Origin of the sequence: Pseudomonas sp. VE 267-6A, assembly GCF_024126555.1 — a bacterium.
In the GTDB taxonomy this organism is placed as follows: Bacteria; Pseudomonadota; Gammaproteobacteria; order Pseudomonadales; family Pseudomonadaceae; genus Aquipseudomonas; species Aquipseudomonas palmensis.
Genome location: NZ_JAMYBY010000020.1, coordinates 62,624 through 79,421 on the forward strand (window position 1 = coordinate 62,624; position 16,798 = coordinate 79,421).

General features: G+C 68.3%; 17 protein-coding genes. 14 read left to right on the forward strand and 3 right to left on the reverse strand.

Annotation, left to right across the window (positions count from 1 at the left end):
* Nucleotides 1-105: 105 nt before the first annotated feature.
* The 3 genes from NJH59_RS21420 to NJH59_RS21430 form a co-directional block, all read right to left on the reverse strand.
* Entirely contained in the window at nt 106-408 is a 303-nt protein-coding gene (locus tag NJH59_RS21420) for a hypothetical protein (RefSeq protein WP_043859775.1), read from the reverse strand.
* 216 nt (nt 409-624) lie between these two features.
* A complete protein-coding gene (locus tag NJH59_RS21425) occupies nt 625-813 on the reverse strand; it encodes a hypothetical protein (RefSeq protein ID WP_043859776.1) in 189 nt (62 codons plus the stop codon).
* A gap of 138 nt (nt 814-951) precedes the next feature.
* A complete protein-coding gene (locus tag NJH59_RS21430; protein ID WP_043859777.1) occupies nt 952-1,272 on the reverse strand; it encodes a YbjQ family protein in 321 nt (106 codons plus the stop codon).
* Between the two features lie 159 nt (nt 1,273-1,431).
* Between NJH59_RS21430 and NJH59_RS21435 the strand changes: the two genes are divergently transcribed.
* The 14 genes from NJH59_RS21435 to NJH59_RS21500 all read left to right on the forward strand — a co-directional run bounded on the left by NJH59_RS21435 (nt 1,432) and on the right by NJH59_RS21500 (nt 16,795).
* Nucleotides 1,432-1,833, forward strand: coding sequence for a hypothetical protein (locus NJH59_RS21435; RefSeq protein WP_043859778.1), 402 nt, complete (start codon nt 1,432-1,434; stop codon nt 1,831-1,833).
* A gap of 120 nt (nt 1,834-1,953) precedes the next feature.
* The gene (locus tag NJH59_RS21440) at nt 1,954-2,742 is read left to right on the forward strand and encodes a hypothetical protein (RefSeq protein WP_058541250.1); all 789 of its coding nucleotides are present in this window, start codon (nt 1,954-1,956) and stop codon (nt 2,740-2,742) included.
* A 63-nt stretch (nt 2,743-2,805) separates the two neighbouring features.
* On the forward strand, nt 2,806-3,711 hold the full coding sequence (locus tag NJH59_RS21445; protein ID WP_043859780.1) for a transporter: 906 nt from the start codon (nt 2,806-2,808) through the stop codon (nt 3,709-3,711).
* Between the two features lie 14 nt (nt 3,712-3,725).
* Entirely contained in the window at nt 3,726-4,472 is a 747-nt protein-coding gene (locus NJH59_RS21450; RefSeq protein WP_058541366.1) for a DUF2092 domain-containing protein, read from the forward strand.
* Complete coding sequence (locus NJH59_RS21455; RefSeq protein WP_253087281.1) at nt 4,469-5,026, forward strand: hypothetical protein; 558 nt, start codon at nt 4,469-4,471, stop codon at nt 5,024-5,026. Before NJH59_RS21450 ends, NJH59_RS21455 begins: the two co-directional genes overlap by 4 nt.
* A gap of 25 nt (nt 5,027-5,051) precedes the next feature.
* On the forward strand, nt 5,052-6,029 hold the full coding sequence (locus NJH59_RS21460) for a MoxR family ATPase (protein WP_104572646.1): 978 nt from the start codon (nt 5,052-5,054) through the stop codon (nt 6,027-6,029).
* 9 nt (nt 6,030-6,038) lie between these two features.
* Nucleotides 6,039-6,989, forward strand: a complete 951-nt coding sequence (locus tag NJH59_RS21465) for a DUF58 domain-containing protein (protein ID WP_043859762.1) — start codon at nt 6,039-6,041, stop codon at nt 6,987-6,989.
* Complete coding sequence (locus tag NJH59_RS21470; protein WP_253087282.1) at nt 6,986-7,477, forward strand: DUF4381 domain-containing protein; 492 nt, start codon at nt 6,986-6,988, stop codon at nt 7,475-7,477. The genes NJH59_RS21465 and NJH59_RS21470 overlap by 4 nt, the downstream gene beginning before the upstream one ends.
* On the forward strand, nt 7,464-8,468 hold the full coding sequence (locus NJH59_RS21475) for a VWA domain-containing protein (RefSeq protein WP_253087283.1): 1,005 nt from the start codon (nt 7,464-7,466) through the stop codon (nt 8,466-8,468). Before NJH59_RS21470 ends, NJH59_RS21475 begins: the two co-directional genes overlap by 14 nt.
* A complete protein-coding gene (locus NJH59_RS21480) occupies nt 8,458-10,029 on the forward strand; it encodes a VWA domain-containing protein (RefSeq protein ID WP_253087284.1) in 1,572 nt (523 codons plus the stop codon). The genes NJH59_RS21475 and NJH59_RS21480 overlap by 11 nt, the downstream gene beginning before the upstream one ends.
* A complete protein-coding gene (locus NJH59_RS21485; protein ID WP_253087285.1) occupies nt 10,026-11,342 on the forward strand; it encodes a hypothetical protein in 1,317 nt (438 codons plus the stop codon). The genes NJH59_RS21480 and NJH59_RS21485 overlap by 4 nt, the downstream gene beginning before the upstream one ends.
* Nucleotides 11,339-12,355 (forward strand): HAD family hydrolase, encoded by a 1,017-nt coding sequence (locus tag NJH59_RS21490; RefSeq protein WP_253087286.1) that lies wholly within the window; start codon nt 11,339-11,341, stop codon nt 12,353-12,355. Before NJH59_RS21485 ends, NJH59_RS21490 begins: the two co-directional genes overlap by 4 nt.
* A 78-nt stretch (nt 12,356-12,433) precedes the next feature.
* Nucleotides 12,434-14,023: an arylsulfatase gene (locus NJH59_RS21495; RefSeq protein ID WP_043859768.1), complete on the forward strand. Its 1,590-nt coding sequence runs from the start codon at nt 12,434-12,436 to the stop codon at nt 14,021-14,023.
* Nucleotides 14,024-14,176: 153 nt separating this feature from the next.
* Nucleotides 14,177-16,795: a fused MFS/spermidine synthase gene (locus NJH59_RS21500; RefSeq protein ID WP_253087287.1), complete on the forward strand. Its 2,619-nt coding sequence runs from the start codon at nt 14,177-14,179 to the stop codon at nt 16,793-16,795.
* The last annotated feature ends 3 nt before the right edge of the window (nt 16,796-16,798 follow it).

The following is a 16,798-nucleotide window of genomic DNA, read 5'->3' on the forward strand; positions in this document are numbered from 1 at the left end:
CGGGTCGCCTTTTTTATGCGTGCCTTATCGCCTCATCGCGGCTCCGGCTCGCCCCACCGTCTGCGCACATTCCCTGTGCGCCACGACAGGGCGTAACCGCAGGCATCAGGCCTGACGACGAAACCGCGGGTGCTCCATCGGCACGGCGTCGGTGGCCAACGCCCGGGCCCGGTCCACACCGCGCACCAGCGCACGGCTCATGGTTTCACCCGGGCACGAGGGGTAGTACTCCTCGAACAGCGCCTTGCCCCGGCGCCCGTACACCCCCAGGAACATCTGCGTGGCACCGGTGCGCGACAACCGCACCTGCACGTCGATGCTGGTGCCATCGCTGAGTTCTTCGTCATGGCTGCGGCTGTGCAGCTGAGAGTCGGCCCACGCCCAATAAGTCTCTTCCCTGATGCGCATCGCACTGCTCCTTGTTCGTTCGAACCGACAGTAAGGCATACAACCGCCAAGGGGGCTAGCGACAGCCGTCGCCCCATTGAGCGAGGTCAAGAAAGCCGCATAAAACGGCAGATTCAGCGTACCGGTCGTCTGTTTGCGAAATAGCCTACAACCTACATGAAAAAGCCCCACACACCGCAGCACAGGCTGGATGGCGGGGCCTCTTCGGCGTCGTGGCTACTTCTTGCGCAGGCCCGGCAGAAACCGGCGGCGCTCGCTGCGCGGTGGCACCGTGGAGCGCACACGTACCGGCGCGTCTTCCAGGGTCATGTTGGCAAACCCCAGCTGGAACGCTGCTTGCCCGCAACGCACCTGGCTGTTGATGGGAAACTCGTCACCATCGTCTTCGAAATACGATTCCTTCATACCCGGCTCCCCTGCTGTGGATCACTACCGGCACGCAGATGAATGCCTAGGAAATAGTGACCTGTTGCTTTCAGAGACTAGCCGGACATTTGAAGACTGCCTGGTCACTTATTGTCGCACCCGACCAGTGGCCTATGGCTACCTGAGTTTGACCGCGGTGCCGGTGACGAACACCACCACCATGCCGCCACGGGCCGACGGCATGCTGATTTCGTAATCCAGGCCGATCACTGCATCGGCCTGCAGGCTGCGGGCGCGCTGGCGGATTTCGTCGGTGGCCTGGATGCGCGCTTCTTTCAGGGCGCTTTCCAGGGTTTGCGAACGGCCGCCGAAAAAGTCGCGAAAGCTGGTGAAGATGTCGCGTACCACGTTGATGCCCTGCACCGATTCGGCGCTGACTACATCCAGGTAGGCCGCGACTTCGCGCCCTTCGACAGTGCCAGTGGTGGTGAGGATCATTGCATACTCCTGAGCGTTGTCGGGACATGCCCCGACCCAAAAGAACGCGATGGTAACAAACCCGCACTTTCGCCGCCCGTCACTTGCGGCCCGCCCAAGTGCGGCTATTTTCATTGGAACGTTGTTACAGCGTATTAATACTTCGGACGGAGTCGAAGCATGTCGATACCACGTTGCATGAGCGTTCTTGCATTGGGCCTGGTGCTGGCCGGGCTGGCGGGCTGCAGCAGCATCGATGCCCGCACCACACAATACGTAGGGGCGCCCCATCCTTCGCCCACCGCTGCGGCTACGGTCGAGGTACTGCGCAGCGAACCGACCCGCCCCCATGTCCGCCTGGGCGAGATCGTGGTCGATGCCAGCGTGTCGCCGCCGCCACCGATCACCGACGTGGAGCAGAAGCTGCGCGAACAGGCCGCCAGTATCGGCGGCGACGCCGTCGTGGTGGTCTACGACCGCATCCAGCCGGTTTCGGCCTATGTCAGTGGCCCGCTCTGGGACCGCGATATCCGTTCCATCGACGGACGCAAGCTCAAGGGCATCGTCATCAAGTATCAGTGACCCTGTGGTCGCCGGTGGTGCCGGCGCCAGCGTACGCGCCCATTCGCCCCCTAGGGCCCCTGCCTCGCTGGCAAGGCCGGCCCCTGCCCAGAAGCGCAACATTGAACAGGCACCACCGTCATGCAAAGGACCACCGCCACTTGTCTCGTACTGCCCTGCGCCCTGCTGTTCCTGCAGCACGCCCTGGCGGACAACGCCGAAACCGCCAACAAGAGCAACAACCCGCTCAACCTGGCACCGGGCCTGAACCTGCAGGACTACTACACCCCCTCGGTGTACGACAGCAACGTGCACACCAACGATTTTCTGGTGCGCGGCACCCTGCCGGTCGCCCCTGGCGAACTGCTGCCGGTACCGCAACTGCTGCGCGCCACCCTGCCCATCAGCACCCGACCCGACCCCCACGGCGGCTACAGCACCGGCATCGGCGACCTCAACCTGTTCGACATCTTCCTGCTCAAGACCGAAGGCGTGCAGCTGGGCATCGGCCCGCAGCTCACCGCCCCCACTGCCGAGCACGACGAGCTGGGCACCGGCAAGTGGCAGGCGGGGCTGGCGGCGGTGGCCATCGACGCCTCGCCACGCGGGCTGCTCGGGGCGCTGGTGCAGTACCAGAGCTCGTTTGCCGGCGACCATGACCGCGCCCACGTCGAAACCGCCACCCTGCAGCCATTCATCATCCACAACCTGCCCAAGGGCTGGTACCTGCGCTCCACCGGCACCTGGACCTTCGACCTGAAGAACGACACCCACTACATCCCGCTGGGCCTGGGCGTGGGCAAGGCCTGGAAGGCCGGCAGCAACATCCTCAACGCCTTCATCGAGCCGCAGTGGACGGTGGAAAAGAAAGGTGACGGCCTGCCGCAGTTCACCGTGTTCGCCGGCCTCAACGTGACCTTCGGCAAGTAGCCAGCCCATGACCGGACCCTCCGGCAGCCAGCACCCTGTGCGTTCAATTGAAGGAGCACCACCATGCATACCCGACCTGTCCTGCGTTACCTGCCGGTGCTCGTGCTCAGTGGCGCGCCGCTGCTGGTGCAGGCCGACAACGCGCGTGACTGGCAGAACATCCCGATCGACCTGAACATGGTGTTCGGCTACTACAACCGCATCGACACCAACACCCCGATCGACACCGCCCTGCCCATCGACGGCCTGTCCCTGGATGCCGACCTCTACATCCTGCGCCTGGCGCGCTCGTTCAGCATCGACGGACGCAACAGCGCGATCCAGCTGGTGCAGCCGTACGCCGACGTGTCGGCCTCGTTCGACGATGCACGTTTCTTCAATGGCACCAAGCACAACGGCGGCATGGGCGACACCCAGATCGTGTTCGCCCACAACTTCTTCGGCGGCCCGGCGCTGACCGCCGAGGAGTTCGCCAGCTGGACCCCGGAAACCTTCATGACCGGCGCCGTATGGCTCACCGTGCCCAATGGCGACTACGCCAAGAACCGCGTCATCAACATCGGCGCCAACCGCTGGGTGGTCAAACCCGAAATCGGCTTCGGCCACCCCATCGGCCCCACCTGGCTGGAGGTCAACACCTGGGTTTCGCTGTTCGGCGACAACGACGACTACCTGGGCGACAACAAGCTGGAGCAGAAACCGCTGTATGCCGTCGAAGGCCACTACAGCTACACCATCAACCGCGGCCTGTGGGCTTCCCTCGACGCCACCTACAGCTTCGGCGGCGAAACCCGCATCAACGGCGAAAACCAGGACAACAAGCAGGCCAACACCCTGGTCGGTGCCAGCCTGGGCTTCATGCTCTCGCCGCAGTTCGGTGGCCTGATCGCCTACACCGACACCGTGTCCGAACGTACCGGCTCACCCGATGTGAACACCTGGACCTTGCGCCTGAACTACGCCTGGTAGCCATGGGAGGCCTGATGAAGCGTTCGCACCGACTCACCTGCATGGCCCTGCTGGCCCTGTTGCCGGCCCTGGCAAAGGCTGCCGACCCGCTCGACCCCAGGGCCCTGGCCGCGCTGTCGAACATGGGCAGTTACCTGCACCGCCTGCAGGCCTTCAGCCTGAGCACCCGCAGCGAAACCGACCAGCAGCTCGACAGCGGCCCCACGGTGACCTTCACCCACCACACCCAGGTGCTCGCCCGCCAGCCCGACAAGCTGTTCGTCAGCGTCGACCAGGGCTCGGCGGCGCGCCAGTTCTTCTACGACGGCAAGCAGTTCACCCTGTATGACGGTCGTCATGGCTACTACAGCAAAGGCGCGGCGCCGGCGACCATCGAGCAACTGCTCGGACAACTGAGCGAGCGCTACGCCATCACCCTGCCGCTGGCCGACCTGTTCCGCTGGAACGCCCAGACCGCGAAACAGGTCGGCATCACCCAGGCCACGCTGATCGGCAGCGAATCCCTCGACGGCCAGGCCTGTACCCACTACGTGTTCCGCCAGCCCGACATCGACTGGCAACTGTGGCTACGCGAAGGCGCGCAGCCGTTGCCGTGCAAGCTGATGATCACCCGCCGCGACGACCCCGAGCGCCCGCGCCATAGCGTGACCTTCGACTGGGACCTGAGCACGCCCATCAACCCGGCAGCCTTCGACTTCACCCCGCCGGCCAAGGCCGTGGCGGTACCGCTGCGCGAACCGAACGAGGGCCGCCAGCCATGACGCCACTGCGTACCTGCCTGCACCTGGGCCTGATCGCCTGCCTGCTGACACCGCTGATGGCCGACGCCTGGCAACTGCGCGGCGGCGGTGGCGGGCGCACCTTCGTGGTGCCCTATCACGCCGGGGGCGGCCACTTCGCCCCCCCGCCGCCGCATTACCAGCCGATGCCGCACCCGATGCCCCCGCATCCGCAGCCGATGCCGCCCCACCCGACGCCGCCTCCGCATCCGCAGCCCGGCCCTGGGCCGCACCCACCGGGCCCGCCACCGCATCCACCGGGCCCGGGCCCTCACCCGCCCGGCCCCGGCCCGATGCCGCCACCACCGCCACCGCCGCACCCGGACGACTGGTATCACCCCTGGGCCGCCGCTGCCGTGGTCGGTGCCACCACTGCCACGGCCATAGCCATCGGCACCCAGGTGGCCGAAGTACCGCCGGACTGCGTGTCGGTGGTCGCCAACGGCGTGGCCTACCAGCACTGCGGCGCCACCTGGTACCAGCCGCAATACGTCGGCAGCAACGTGCAGTTCATCGTGGTGCCTGCGCCATGGTGAAACCACCCGACCCAAAGGAATGCCCATGAGCGCCCTCACCGACATCAATGCCCTGCACGCCGCCATCGCCGCCTCGGTGCTGGGCCAGGACCAGGTGATCCGCCAGATCCTGGTGGGCCTGCTGGCCAACGGGCACGTGCTGCTCGAGAGCCTGCCGGGCCTGGCCAAGACCCGCACGGTCAAGGCCCTGGCCCGGCACCTGGATGCACGCATGAGCCGCATCCAGTTCACCCCCGACCTGCTGCCCTCCGACATCACCGGCGCCGAGGTGCTGCAACAGGTCGAGGGCCAGCACCAGGTGCGCTTCCAGCCCGGCCCGCTGTTCGGCAACCTGATCCTGGCCGACGAGATCAACCGCGCCCCGGCCAAGGTGCAGGCGGCGCTGCTCGAAGCCATGGAGGAGCGCCAGATCACCGTGGCCGGCACCAGTCACAGGCTGCCCGACCTGTTCATGGTGATCGCCACCCAGAACCCCATCGAGCAGGAAGGCACCTACCCGCTGCCCGAGGCGCAGATGGACCGCTTCCTGATGAAGGTGCTGCTGGATTACCCCGCGCCAGCCGATGAAGGCCAGGTGTTGCAACTGCTGCGCCAGGAGGAACAGCGGGCGGCGGCCAAGGCGGCCAGCGACAGCTTCAGCCTCGGCCAGGAGGTGATCTTCCAGGCCCGCCGGGAAGTGGCGGCCATTCACGTGGCCCCGGCCATCGACAGCTACCTGATCGCACTGGTCAACGCCACCCGCCACCCCGCCGACTACGACGCCGACCTGGCGCGCTGGCTGCAGCTGGGCGCCAGCCCGCGCGGCGGCATCGGGCTGGACCGCTGCGCGCGCGCCGATGCCTGGTTGCAGGGCCAGGACTTCGTCTCGCCCGACAACGTGCGCGCCATGCTCCACCCGGTGCTGCGCCATCGCCTGCAACTGAGCTACGACGCGGTGGCCGACGGCGTGACCAGCAGCGAGGTACTCGACCGCCTGCTCGACAAGGTGGCCATCCCGGCCTGAGGACCGCATATGCCAGCACCGGCGCAGCAACCCGACGGGCACGTCTACGTATCGCTGGCGCAGCTGATGGCGCTGGCGTTCGATGCCCGTGGCCTGAGCTTTCTGGCGCGCCAGCCCAGGGCCAGCGTGCTGGCCGGCAGCCACGCCTCGCGCCTGCGCGGGCGCGGCCTGAACTTCGACGAGCTGCGCCGCTACCAGCCCGGCGACGACCTGCGCCATCTCGACTGCAGGGCCAGCCTGCGCACCGGCACGCCGGTGGTACGCACCTTCACCGAAGAACGCGACCGCCCGGTGCTGGTGGTGCTCGATCAGCGCATGTCGATGTTCTTCGGCTCGCAGGTCAGCTTCAAGTCGGCGCTGGCCGCGCAACTGGCCGCGCTGTGCGCGTGGATCGCGCTGGCGGCAGGCGACCGGGTCGGCGCCCTGCTGTTCGACGACACCCGCATCGAATACCTGGCGCCGCTGCGCAGCCGCAGCCGGGTCCAGGCGATCTGCGCCAGGGCCGCACAGTTCAACCAGGCGCTGTCGGCGGATGTACCCGATGGCGATGCTGCGCACGGCCTCGACACAGTCCTGCAGCGCTGCCTGGCGCTGGCCGCGCACGACTGCCTGATCTGCTTCATCAGCGACTTCGCCGGTGCCGGCGAACGCACCCTGCATCAGTTGCGCCAGTTGCGTACCCACAACGACGTGATCGCGTTGCAGGTCTACGACCCGCTGGCCCTCGACCTGCCACGCCAGGGGCGCCTGCTGGTGACCCAGGGCCAGTTGCAGGTGGAGCTGGCGGTGGAGCGGCGTCAGGTGCACAAACCCTTGAGCGAGTTTCTCAGTGGCCGCCTGCACGACGTGGCGCAGATGCTGCGCCGCAGCCAGGTGCCGCTGCTGATGTTCAGCACCGCCCTGCCTGCCGCCCAACAGCTGCGCATGGAACTGGGCAAGCTGCGCAGGCCACCGGCATGACCGCGCCAGTGCCCAGCGTCGACCAGCTCAAGGAGCTGGCGCTGCCGCCCGCCGTCAGCTACTGGCCACAAACCTGGGGCTGGGCGCTGCTGGCGGCATTGCTGCTGGCCGGGCTGGTGCTGTGGGCGGCGCTGCGCCTGCGCCGCTGGCAGCGCGACCGCTACCGCCGCCAAGCCCTGGCACGCCTGCGCCAGCTGGAACAGGCAATGGCAGATCAGACCCGGCGCGTGCAGGCCCTGCGCGAAGTGCCCGAGCTGCTCAAGCGCGTGGCCCTGTCGATGCCCGAGGCTCCGGCCGTGGCCCCGCTGCATGCCGCCGACTGGCAGGCATTTCTGGTGAGCCATTCAAGCACCCCGCTGCCCGCCGACTTCGCCTGGCAACTGGCGCAGCTGGCCTATGCCCCCGACAGCCGCCTGCACGAAATCGATGCGTCAGCGCTGTTGGGCTACAGCCGCGACTGGGTGGAGCATCATCATGTGGCAGCTTGATTACCCCTGGCTGTTGCTGATGCTGGCGCTGCCCTTGCTCGGCTACCGCTACCTGCCGCCCTATCAGGAAGCCCGCAGCGCCTTGCGCGTACCGTTCTTCGAGGCCATCAGCCAGGCCACCGGGCAGCGTCCGCGCCTGCCCGGCACCCGGGCCAATCGCTGGCAGCTGCTGTTGCATTGGCTGGTGTGGGCACTGCTGTGCCTGGCCGTGGCACGCCCGGTGCTGGTCGAGCCCCCCATCGAGCGCCAGGCACCGGTACGCGACCTGATGCTGGCCATCGACATCTCCCAGTCGATGCAGACCGTCGACCTCGAGAACGCCGACGGCAAACCGGTTTCGCGCATCAGCGCGGTCAAGGCGGTGGTCGCCGACTTCATCGCCAGGCGCCAGCAGGACCGTCTCGGCCTGGTGGTGTTCGGCAGCGGCGCCTACGCCCAGGCTCCGCTGACCCTGGACCACGCCAGCCTGTCGATCCTGCTGCAGCAGACCGACGTCGGCATGGCCGGGCCCAACACCGCCATCGGCGATGCCATCGGCCTGAGCCTCAAGCTGCTCGAGCAGGCTCACGAGCCGCAGAAGGTGCTGATCCTGCTGACCGACGGCAACGACACCAGCAGCGCCATCACCCCCGCCCACGCCGCCCAGATCGCCGCGGCCCGCGGGGTGGTGATCCATACCATCGGTATCGGCGACCCGCAGGCCGAAGCCGAGGCCAAGGTCGACCTGCCGACCTTGCAGCAGATCGCCACCGTCACCGGCGGGCAGTTCTTCCGGGCCCAGGACCGCGATGCCCTGCAACAGGTGTACGCCATCCTCGACACGCTCACCCCGCACGCGGTGAAGACCTACAGCCACCAACCCAAGCGCGACCTGTTCTGGCTGCCGCTGGGCGCGGCCCTGTTGCTGCTGACGCTGTACCACCTGCTCGCCCTGGCGGCAGCGTGGTGGCGCAGGCGCCTGCCAGTGGAGGCGCCCGCGCATGGACATTGACCTGAACAACCTGCATTTTCTGCGCCCGCTGTGGCTGTGGCTCTGGCTGCCCGCCGTGCTGCTGGTGCTGGCCTGGCGCCGCCAGCGCGGCCAGGCGCTGAACGTGAGTATCGCCCCGCAACTGCTGGCGCACCTGCGCATGGACGGCCACGACCGGCACCGCATTCGCCCCATACACCTGCTGGCGGCCCTGCTCGCACTCGGCGCACTGGCCGCTGCCGGCCCCACCTGGGAGCAGGACCGCCCGCAGTTTCTCGACAACCGCGCGCCGTTGATCCTGGCCCTGGACCTGTCCGGCTCGATGGACGCCAGCGACCTCTCGCCCACCCGTCTGGAGGCCGCCAAGCACAAGCTGCACAGCCTGGTGCAACGCCGCCAGGGCGCAGCCACCGGGCTGATCGCCTATGCCGGCAGCGCACACCTGGTGCTGCCCCCCACCCGCGACCCGGCGCTGCTCGACAGCTTCATCCAGGCGCTGGGCAGCGACCTGATCGAACAGCCTGGCAAGAACGTTTTGGCCGTGGTGGCGCTGGCCCGCCAACTGATCGCCGCCGAGCCCGGCCCCGCCACCCTGGTGCTGCTCACCGACGGTGCCGACACCACGCAACTGGCCCCGCTGGGCAAGGCCCTGGACGCCAGCCTGCTACAGGTACTGGTGCTGGCCGTAGGCAGCAGCGATGGCGGCCTGGTCAGGGGCGCCGACGGTCAGCCGCGCACCGACAGCAACGGCCGGCCGCAACTGGGCCGCTTCGACAAGGCCGGCCTCGAAGAGCTGGCCAGGGCGGTGGATGCACCACTGGGCAGCCTGACCATGGACGATGACGACCTGGACTGGATCGAGGCCCATGCCCAGCAGCACTTCGCCGACGCCGACCCGGCCAGCCAGCAGCTGCGCTGGAAAGACGCCGGCTACTGGCTGTGCTGGCCGTTGCTGCTGATCGCCCTGTTGTGCATCCGCCGCGGCTGGAGCCTGAACTGGAGCGCGTGCCTGCTGCTGGGCCTGGTGCTGGCCCCGGACGGGGCGCGCGCCAATGCCCTGGTGGATGCATTCATGACCCCCGATCAGCAGGGTCGCTGGGCCTTCGAACACCACCACCTGCCCGCCGCGGCGGCGCACTTTCAGGACCCTTACTGGAAGGGCATTGCCGCCTACCAAGGGGCCGACTACGACCTGGCGCTGGCCAGTTTCGCGCGCCTGCACACCGCACCGGCCTATTTCTACCTGGGCAATATCTACACCCGCCGCTTCAAGTTCGACCAGGCCATCGCCGCCTATCGCCAGGCACTGGCCCTGCAGCCGGGGTTTGCCGAGGCCCAGGCCAACCTCGCCCTGGCCATCGCCCTGCAGAGGGACACCGAGTCGGCGCAGCAGAACGCCCCAGAGGTGCAGGCCGACCAGGTGGCCTTCGACAAGCCGGCCGGCAAGGGCCCGAGCAAGCAGGTGCAGACCCCGCAGGCGACCTCGGACGCCCTGTGGCTGCAGAACCTCACCACCTCGCCCGCGCAGTTTCTCAAGCGCAAGTTCAGCCTGCAGGACCAGGCTGCCAGGGGGGCGCCATGAGGCTTGTCGGCCTGCTCCTGGCCTGGCTGCTGTGCAGCTGTGCGCTTGCCGCCGACCCGCAGTTGCGGGTGCAGGCGCAACTGCTGGGGGGCGACAGCGTGGTGGTGGGTGAAACCGTGCAGTTGCAGCTGGACGTGCTCACCGACACCTGGTTCACCGGCGCCCCGCAGTTGCCGACGCTGAGCGTGCCCAGCGCACTGGTCACCCCGCCCGGCGACCAGGCCCAGCACCTGACCCTGAACCTGGACGGCAGCACCTGGTTCGGCATGCGCTACCTGTACCCGATCACCGTGCAGCAGGCCGGCACCCTGGACATTCCCGCACTGACCGTGACGGCCCGGCCGGGCAATGCCGCGGCCGCCCTGAGCGCCACCACGGCGGCGCTGCACCTGCGCGTACAACTGCCGGCCGGGGTCGAGCCGGGCCAGGCGGTGCTGGTGGCCAGCGCCCTGAGCCTGACCCAGCAGGTGAACCCGGCAAGCAGAACACTCAAGGTGGGTGACAGCCTTACCCGCAGCGTGACCCTGCAGGCCCAGGGCGCGCCGAGCCTGATGCTGCCGGTGACGTCGCTGCAGGCCGTGCCGGGCCTGAGCCTCTACCTCAAGTCGCCCCAGGTGCAGGCCCTCGACGATGGCCGTGGCCACGTCGTGGGCGGCCAGCGCATCGACACCGCCAGCTACCGCATCGAGCAGCCCGGCAGCTACCAGCTGCCCGCCGTGCAGGTGCACTGGTGGAGCACCACCGAAAAGGCCCTGCGCAGCACAACGCTGCCCGCCGTGCCCTTCACCGCCAGCGCCGGCCCTGCCTACACCCCGGTGTTCTCGGTGGCCGACGATCTGCAGCGTCTTGGCCAGCAGGGCCGCCTGCACCTGTCGCGGCACTGGCTCGGCGCCGCCCTGGTGCTCGCGGCACTGGGCCTGGCGTGGCAGGTGTGGCGTAGCCGCGGGCCGACCTGGCTGGCCCGCTGGCGGCACTGGCAGGCCCGACGCCAGGCCCGTCGCCTCGCCTCTGCCGAGCATGCATGGCAACAGGTGCCCGTTGATCTGGCCAGGCATCCGCCGCAGCTCACTGCGCTATACCTGTGGTTCAGGCGCAGCCAGGGCAGCGTGCGCCTGGCCACGGCCGACGACACCACCCTGCTGGCGCTGCTGCGACGCTGCTACGGCGCAGACGGCGCGCCCGATACGCTGCTCGCTGCGCTCAAGGCCGAACTTGCACAGCTTCATGCACGGCATTCACCGCGCCAGCCTGCCGCGCCCGCGCGCCACGGCCTGCGCCCGCTCAATCCAATGCAGAACAGGGAGTCGCGATGAAATCCAGTCCGAGTGTTCGTGGGCGGCTGCTGCTGGTGTTGCTGCTGCACTGGCCATTGTCGGCCCAGGCCGATGCGCCGCTGCCCTCATGGCACCAGGGCGCCGCCAGGGCCGCCCTCGTGCAGTTCGTCGAAAGCGTCACCCGCGAGGGCGACCCGCAGTTCGTGGCCCCCGCGCAACGCATCGCGGTGTTCGACAACGACGGCACCCTGTGGAGCGAACAGCCCGCCTACTTCCAGGTGCTGTTCGCCTTCGACGAGATCCGCCGCATGGCCCCCGAGCACCCCGAGTGGAAGGCCACCCAGCCGTTCAAGGCGGTGCTGGAAAACGACCAGAAGGCCCTGGCCGCCGCCGGCATGGACGGCCTGCTGAAAATCATCGGCGTGACCCACACCGGGGTCAGCACCGAAGCCTTCATCGGCCATGCCAGGGCCTGGCTGGCCAAGGCCCGTCACCCCACCCACCAGCGCCCCTACACCGAGATGATCTACCAGCCCATGCACGAGCTGCTCGACTACCTGCGCAGCCAGGGCTTCAAGGTGTACATCGTCTCCGGGGGCGACACCGCGTTCATGCGCGCCTTCGCCGACGAGGTGTACGGCGTGCCGCCCGAGCAGGTGATCGGCTCCAGCTTCGTCACCGAATACCAGCTGGTCGACGGCGTGCCGGCCCTGCTGCGTACCGCCAGGATCGCGCACAACGACGACGGCCCGGGCAAGCCCGAAAGCATCGACGCGATCATCGGGCGTCGGCCGATCCTGGCCTTCGGCAACTCCGACGGCGACCTGCAGATGCTGCAATGGACCGCCGCCGGCAAGGGCCCGCGCTTCATGGGCCTGGTGCACCACACCGACGCGAAACGTGAATGGGCCTACGACCGCCAGTCGCAGGTCGGACGGCTGGACAAGGCGCTGGACGAAGCGCGCCGCCAGCAATGGACAATCGTGGACATGGCGGCCGACTGGGCCCGGGTATTCCCGTTCGAGCCTGCCTCCACCCCGCAATCGCAGTGACGCGGTAACGAGCAAAGCAGTGATGCAACCGACATGTCGCCTGCGGGCGGCTCGAATCGCGAAAGGGAGGCAAGTCAGATGACTCGCATACGCAGATGGGCACCGCAGCTCGCGCTGGTCGCGGCCACGGTGATGGGGCTCGCGACAGGGGCGGCAAGTGCCGCCGACAAGCCGAATATCCTGGTGATATTCGGCGACGACATCGGCCAGACCAATATCAGTGCCTACTCGATGGGGGTGGTCGGCTACCAGACCCCCAACATCGACCGCATTGCCAAGGAAGGCATGCTGTTCACCGACTACTACGCGGAAAACAGCTGCACCGCCGGCCGCTCCAGCTTCATCACCGGGCAGACGCCACTGCGCACCGGCCTGTCCAAGGTCGGCGCACCGGGGGCGCCGGTGGGCCTGCAGGACCGCGACATCACCATCGCCCAGGCACTCAAGTCGCTGGGCTACGCCACCGGGCAGTTCGGCAAGAACCACCTGGGCGACAAGGACGAGTACCTGCCGACCAAGCACGGCTTCGACGAGTTCTTCGGCAACCTCTACCACCTCAACGCCGAAGAGGAGCCCGAGCGCCCCTACTGGCCCAAGGACCCGAACGACCCCTACGTGAAGAACTTCAGCCCGCGCGGGGTGATCCACGCCTTCGCCGACGGCAAGATCGAGGACACCGGTTCGCTCAACAAGAAGCGCATGGAAACCATCGACGATGAAACCACCGGCGCGGCCGAGGAGTTCATCAAGAAGCAGGTGGCCGCCGACAAGCCGTTCTTCGTGTGGATGAACACCACGCGCATGCACGTGTACACCCATGTGCGCGACTCGATGAAGGGCCAGAGCGGCATGCCCGGCAACGAATACGCCGACGGCATGCTCGAGCACGATGGCGACGTGGGCAAGCTGCTCAAGACCCTCGACGACCTGAAGATCGCCGACAACACCATCGTGATCTACACCACCGACAACGGGCCCAACCAGTTCTCCTGGCCGGACGCGGCGACCACGCCGTTTCGCAGCGAGAAGGACTCCAACTGGGAAGGCGCCTTCCGCGTGCCGGCGATCATCCGCTGGCCGGGCAAGATCAAGGAAGGCACGGTGTCCAACGAGATGTTCTCGGGCCTGGACTGGTTCCCCACCCTGCTAGCGGCTGCCGGTGACACCGGCGTGAAGGACAAGCTGCTCAAGGGCTGGGCACCGACTGCCGGTGGCAAGAACTTCAAGGTGCACCTGGACGGCTACAACCAGCTGCCCTACCTCACCGGCCAGCAACCCAAGGGCGCACGTGACGAGTTCTACTACTTCAACGACGACGGCGACCTGGTGGCGATGCGCTTCGGCGACTGGAAGGCGGTGTTCTGCGAACAGCGTCGCCCCGGCGGCTTCGAAGTGTGGCAGGACCCCTTCGTGTGCCTGCGCGTGCCGAAGATCTTCAACCTGCGCATGGACCCGTATGAGCGCGCCGACGTGGTCTCTGACCAGTACAACGACTGGCTGGCGAAGAACGTCTACCTGACCGGCATCGCCACCATGAAGGCCTCGGTGTTTCTGGAAACCTTCATCGACTACCCACCCAGCCAGCACCCGGCCAGCTTCAGCGTCGACCAGGTGCGCAAGCAGGTGGACGCGAAGATCGAGGAGAAGATGAAGCAAGGCAAGCAATAGGCGGCAAGCTGCACACGGATGCCTCGTCCCTGACGGGGCATTTTGCCGACTGCGATACCCGCCCAACCCGCCAATCTGCTGCTAGGCTCAAGCACTGGTTGTCCCTCCCGCGAGGGCGTATTCCCAGCACTCACCACAAGGCCCCTTGCCCTGATGCCGGTCGCCAGCCGCTCCTCCCGACACGCCAAAGCCCCCGCCGCCTGCGCTCCACCCCGCACACTGCCCCTGGCAGCGACCCTGCTGCTGGTCTCCGGCAGCGCGGCGCTGATCTATCAGGTGCTGTGGATCAAGCAGCTGTCACTGGTGGTGGGGGTGGAAGTGCATGCGATCACCACCGGCATCAGCGCATTCTTCGCCGGGCTGGCGCTGGGCGGCTGGTGGCTGGGGCGTCACGCCGATCGGCTGCGCCAGCCGCTGCGCCTGTATGCGCTGCTCGAACTGGCCGTGGCCGTGGTCGGCATCGCGGCCACCCTGGCCCTGGGCAGCAGCGCCGGGTTGTTCGCCCGCCTGCAGGGCAGCATCGGGCTGCTGGCCTGGGCGCTGCCGTTCAGCCTGGTTGCCCTGCCGGCGCTGCTGATGGGCGGCACCCTGCCGGTGCTGGTGCGTGCCGTGACCGCGCAAGGGGCAACGGCCGGACGCGCCGGCGGGCAGCTGTACGCGGCCAACACGGCCGGGGCGATTGTCGGCACCCTGCTCGCAGCCTTTGTGCTGATCCCGCTGCTGGGGGTACGCGGCAGTGCCTGTGCCGCCGCCGTGCTCAACCTGCTGGCCGGGGCCGGCGCACTGTGGCTGCTGCGCCTGACACCGGACGTCGAAGCCGACACCGTGGTAACCGCCAGCGCCCCGCGCAGCCCGGCGGCGCGCCTGGCCCTGGCCCTGTACGCGGTGGCCGGGGGCATTGCGCTGGGCTATGAGGTGATCTGGTCGCAGGCCCTGGTGCAGTTCATGAGCACCCGCACCTTCGCCTTTGCGGTGATGCTGGCCACCTACCTGGCCGGGCTGATGCTGGGCAGCGCACTGATTGCCCGGCGCGTGGAGCGGCTGCGCGACCCGTGGGCCACCTTTGCCATGCTGATCGGTGCGGCGGGGCTGCTGGCGCTGCTGGAAATCGCCGGGCTGGGGCGCTGGCTGATCAGTGCGCAGACCCAGGCCGAAGCGCTGGTACTGGGCCTGGGCGGCAGCGCACTGGCGGGCATGAGTGCCCGCTTTGCGGTGGTGGCGGTGAGCGTCGTGCTGCTGCCCACCACGCTGCTGGGGGCGGCGTTCCCGGTGGCGCTGCGCCTGGCCTGCACGCCGGGCCATGCGGGGCGCGACGTGGGCGCGGTGGTGGCGCTCAACACCCTGGGCGGGATTGCCGGGGTGATGCTGTGCGGGTTCGTACTGGTGCCCGCGCTGGGGCTGGTGCGCAGCCTGGGGGTGCTGGCGGTGCTGGCGGTAGGGGTCGGGGTAATCGCGGTCGTGGTGGGGGCGGGCCTGGCCGCTTCGCCGGCAAGGCCGGCGCCTGCAGGTACAGGCTCAGGATCTGCTCGAACCCTGTGGGAGCGGGCTTGCCAGCGAACAGGCGCGCTCAGTCAACCCAGATTCATCGCCCTCTACGCCATTGCCCTGGCCAGCCTCCTGACCGCCCTGCTCACCCCACCCCAGCGCCTGGCCAACCTGCTGCCCGGTGCGCGCAGCGGCGAGCTGGTGTTCTATCAGGAAGGCCGTGGCGCCACGGTCGCCGTGGTCGAACAGCACAAGCCCCAGGGCAGCTTTCGTCGCCTGTACATCCAGGGCGTGTCCAACACCGGCGATGCCATGCCGTCGCTGCGCTACATGCGCCTGCAGGCCCTGCTGCCGCTGTTGATCCACAACGGCGAGCCGCGCTCGGCGCTGGTGATCGGGCTGGGCACCGGCATCACCGCCGGCGCCCTGCTGCGCTACCCGGGCCTGGAGCAACGCGTGGTGGCCGAACTGCTGCCGGCGGTGGTGCACGCCTCGACGCTGTTCCAGGGCAACTACCACGCCGCCGACGATGCGCGCCTGGACATCCGCCTGCGCGACGGGCGCCGTGAACTGCTGGCCAGCCCGCAGCCCTACGACCTGATCACCCTGGAGCCACCGCCCCCTTCGGCAGCCGGCGTGGTCAACCTGTACTCGCGTGACTTCTACCAGCTGGCCGCCAGCCGCCTCAACCCCCAGGGCCTGGTCGCCCAGTGGCTGCCGCTGCCCACCCAGAACATCGACGACAGCCGTGCCCTGGTGCGCAGCTTCATCGACGTGTTCCCGCATGCCTCGCTGTGGACCACCGAGTTCCATGAAATGCTGCTGGTCGGCTCGCTGCAGCCGGTGCGCCTGGACCTGCCGCGCATCAGCGCGCGCCTGGCGCAACCCCACGTGCAACGCACCCTGGCCGAGGTGGGCGTGGACTCGCCGGCCGCACTGCTGGCCACCTGGGTCACCGACCGCGCCGGCCTGGAGCGCTTTGCCGCACAGGCCCCGGCCGTCACCGACGACCAGCCACGCATCGAGTACGCCCCCTGGGTGCGCAGCGACGAGATCACCCGGGTGTTGCCGGCCCTGCTGGCGCTGGGCAGCCCGGTGCCGCTGGAAGGCGCCGATGCCCTGGCCAGCCTGCGCCTGAACGACCAGCGCCAGCGCCTGCAGCGCTTCTACCAGGTGGGCCTGAGCGCCTACCGCGGCCAGCGCGACACCTGGGCGCGACAGGTTCAGGGCGTGATGCGAGAAGATGGCAGCAACCCGTACTACCGTTGGTTCCTGGGCATGCCGTGAAGC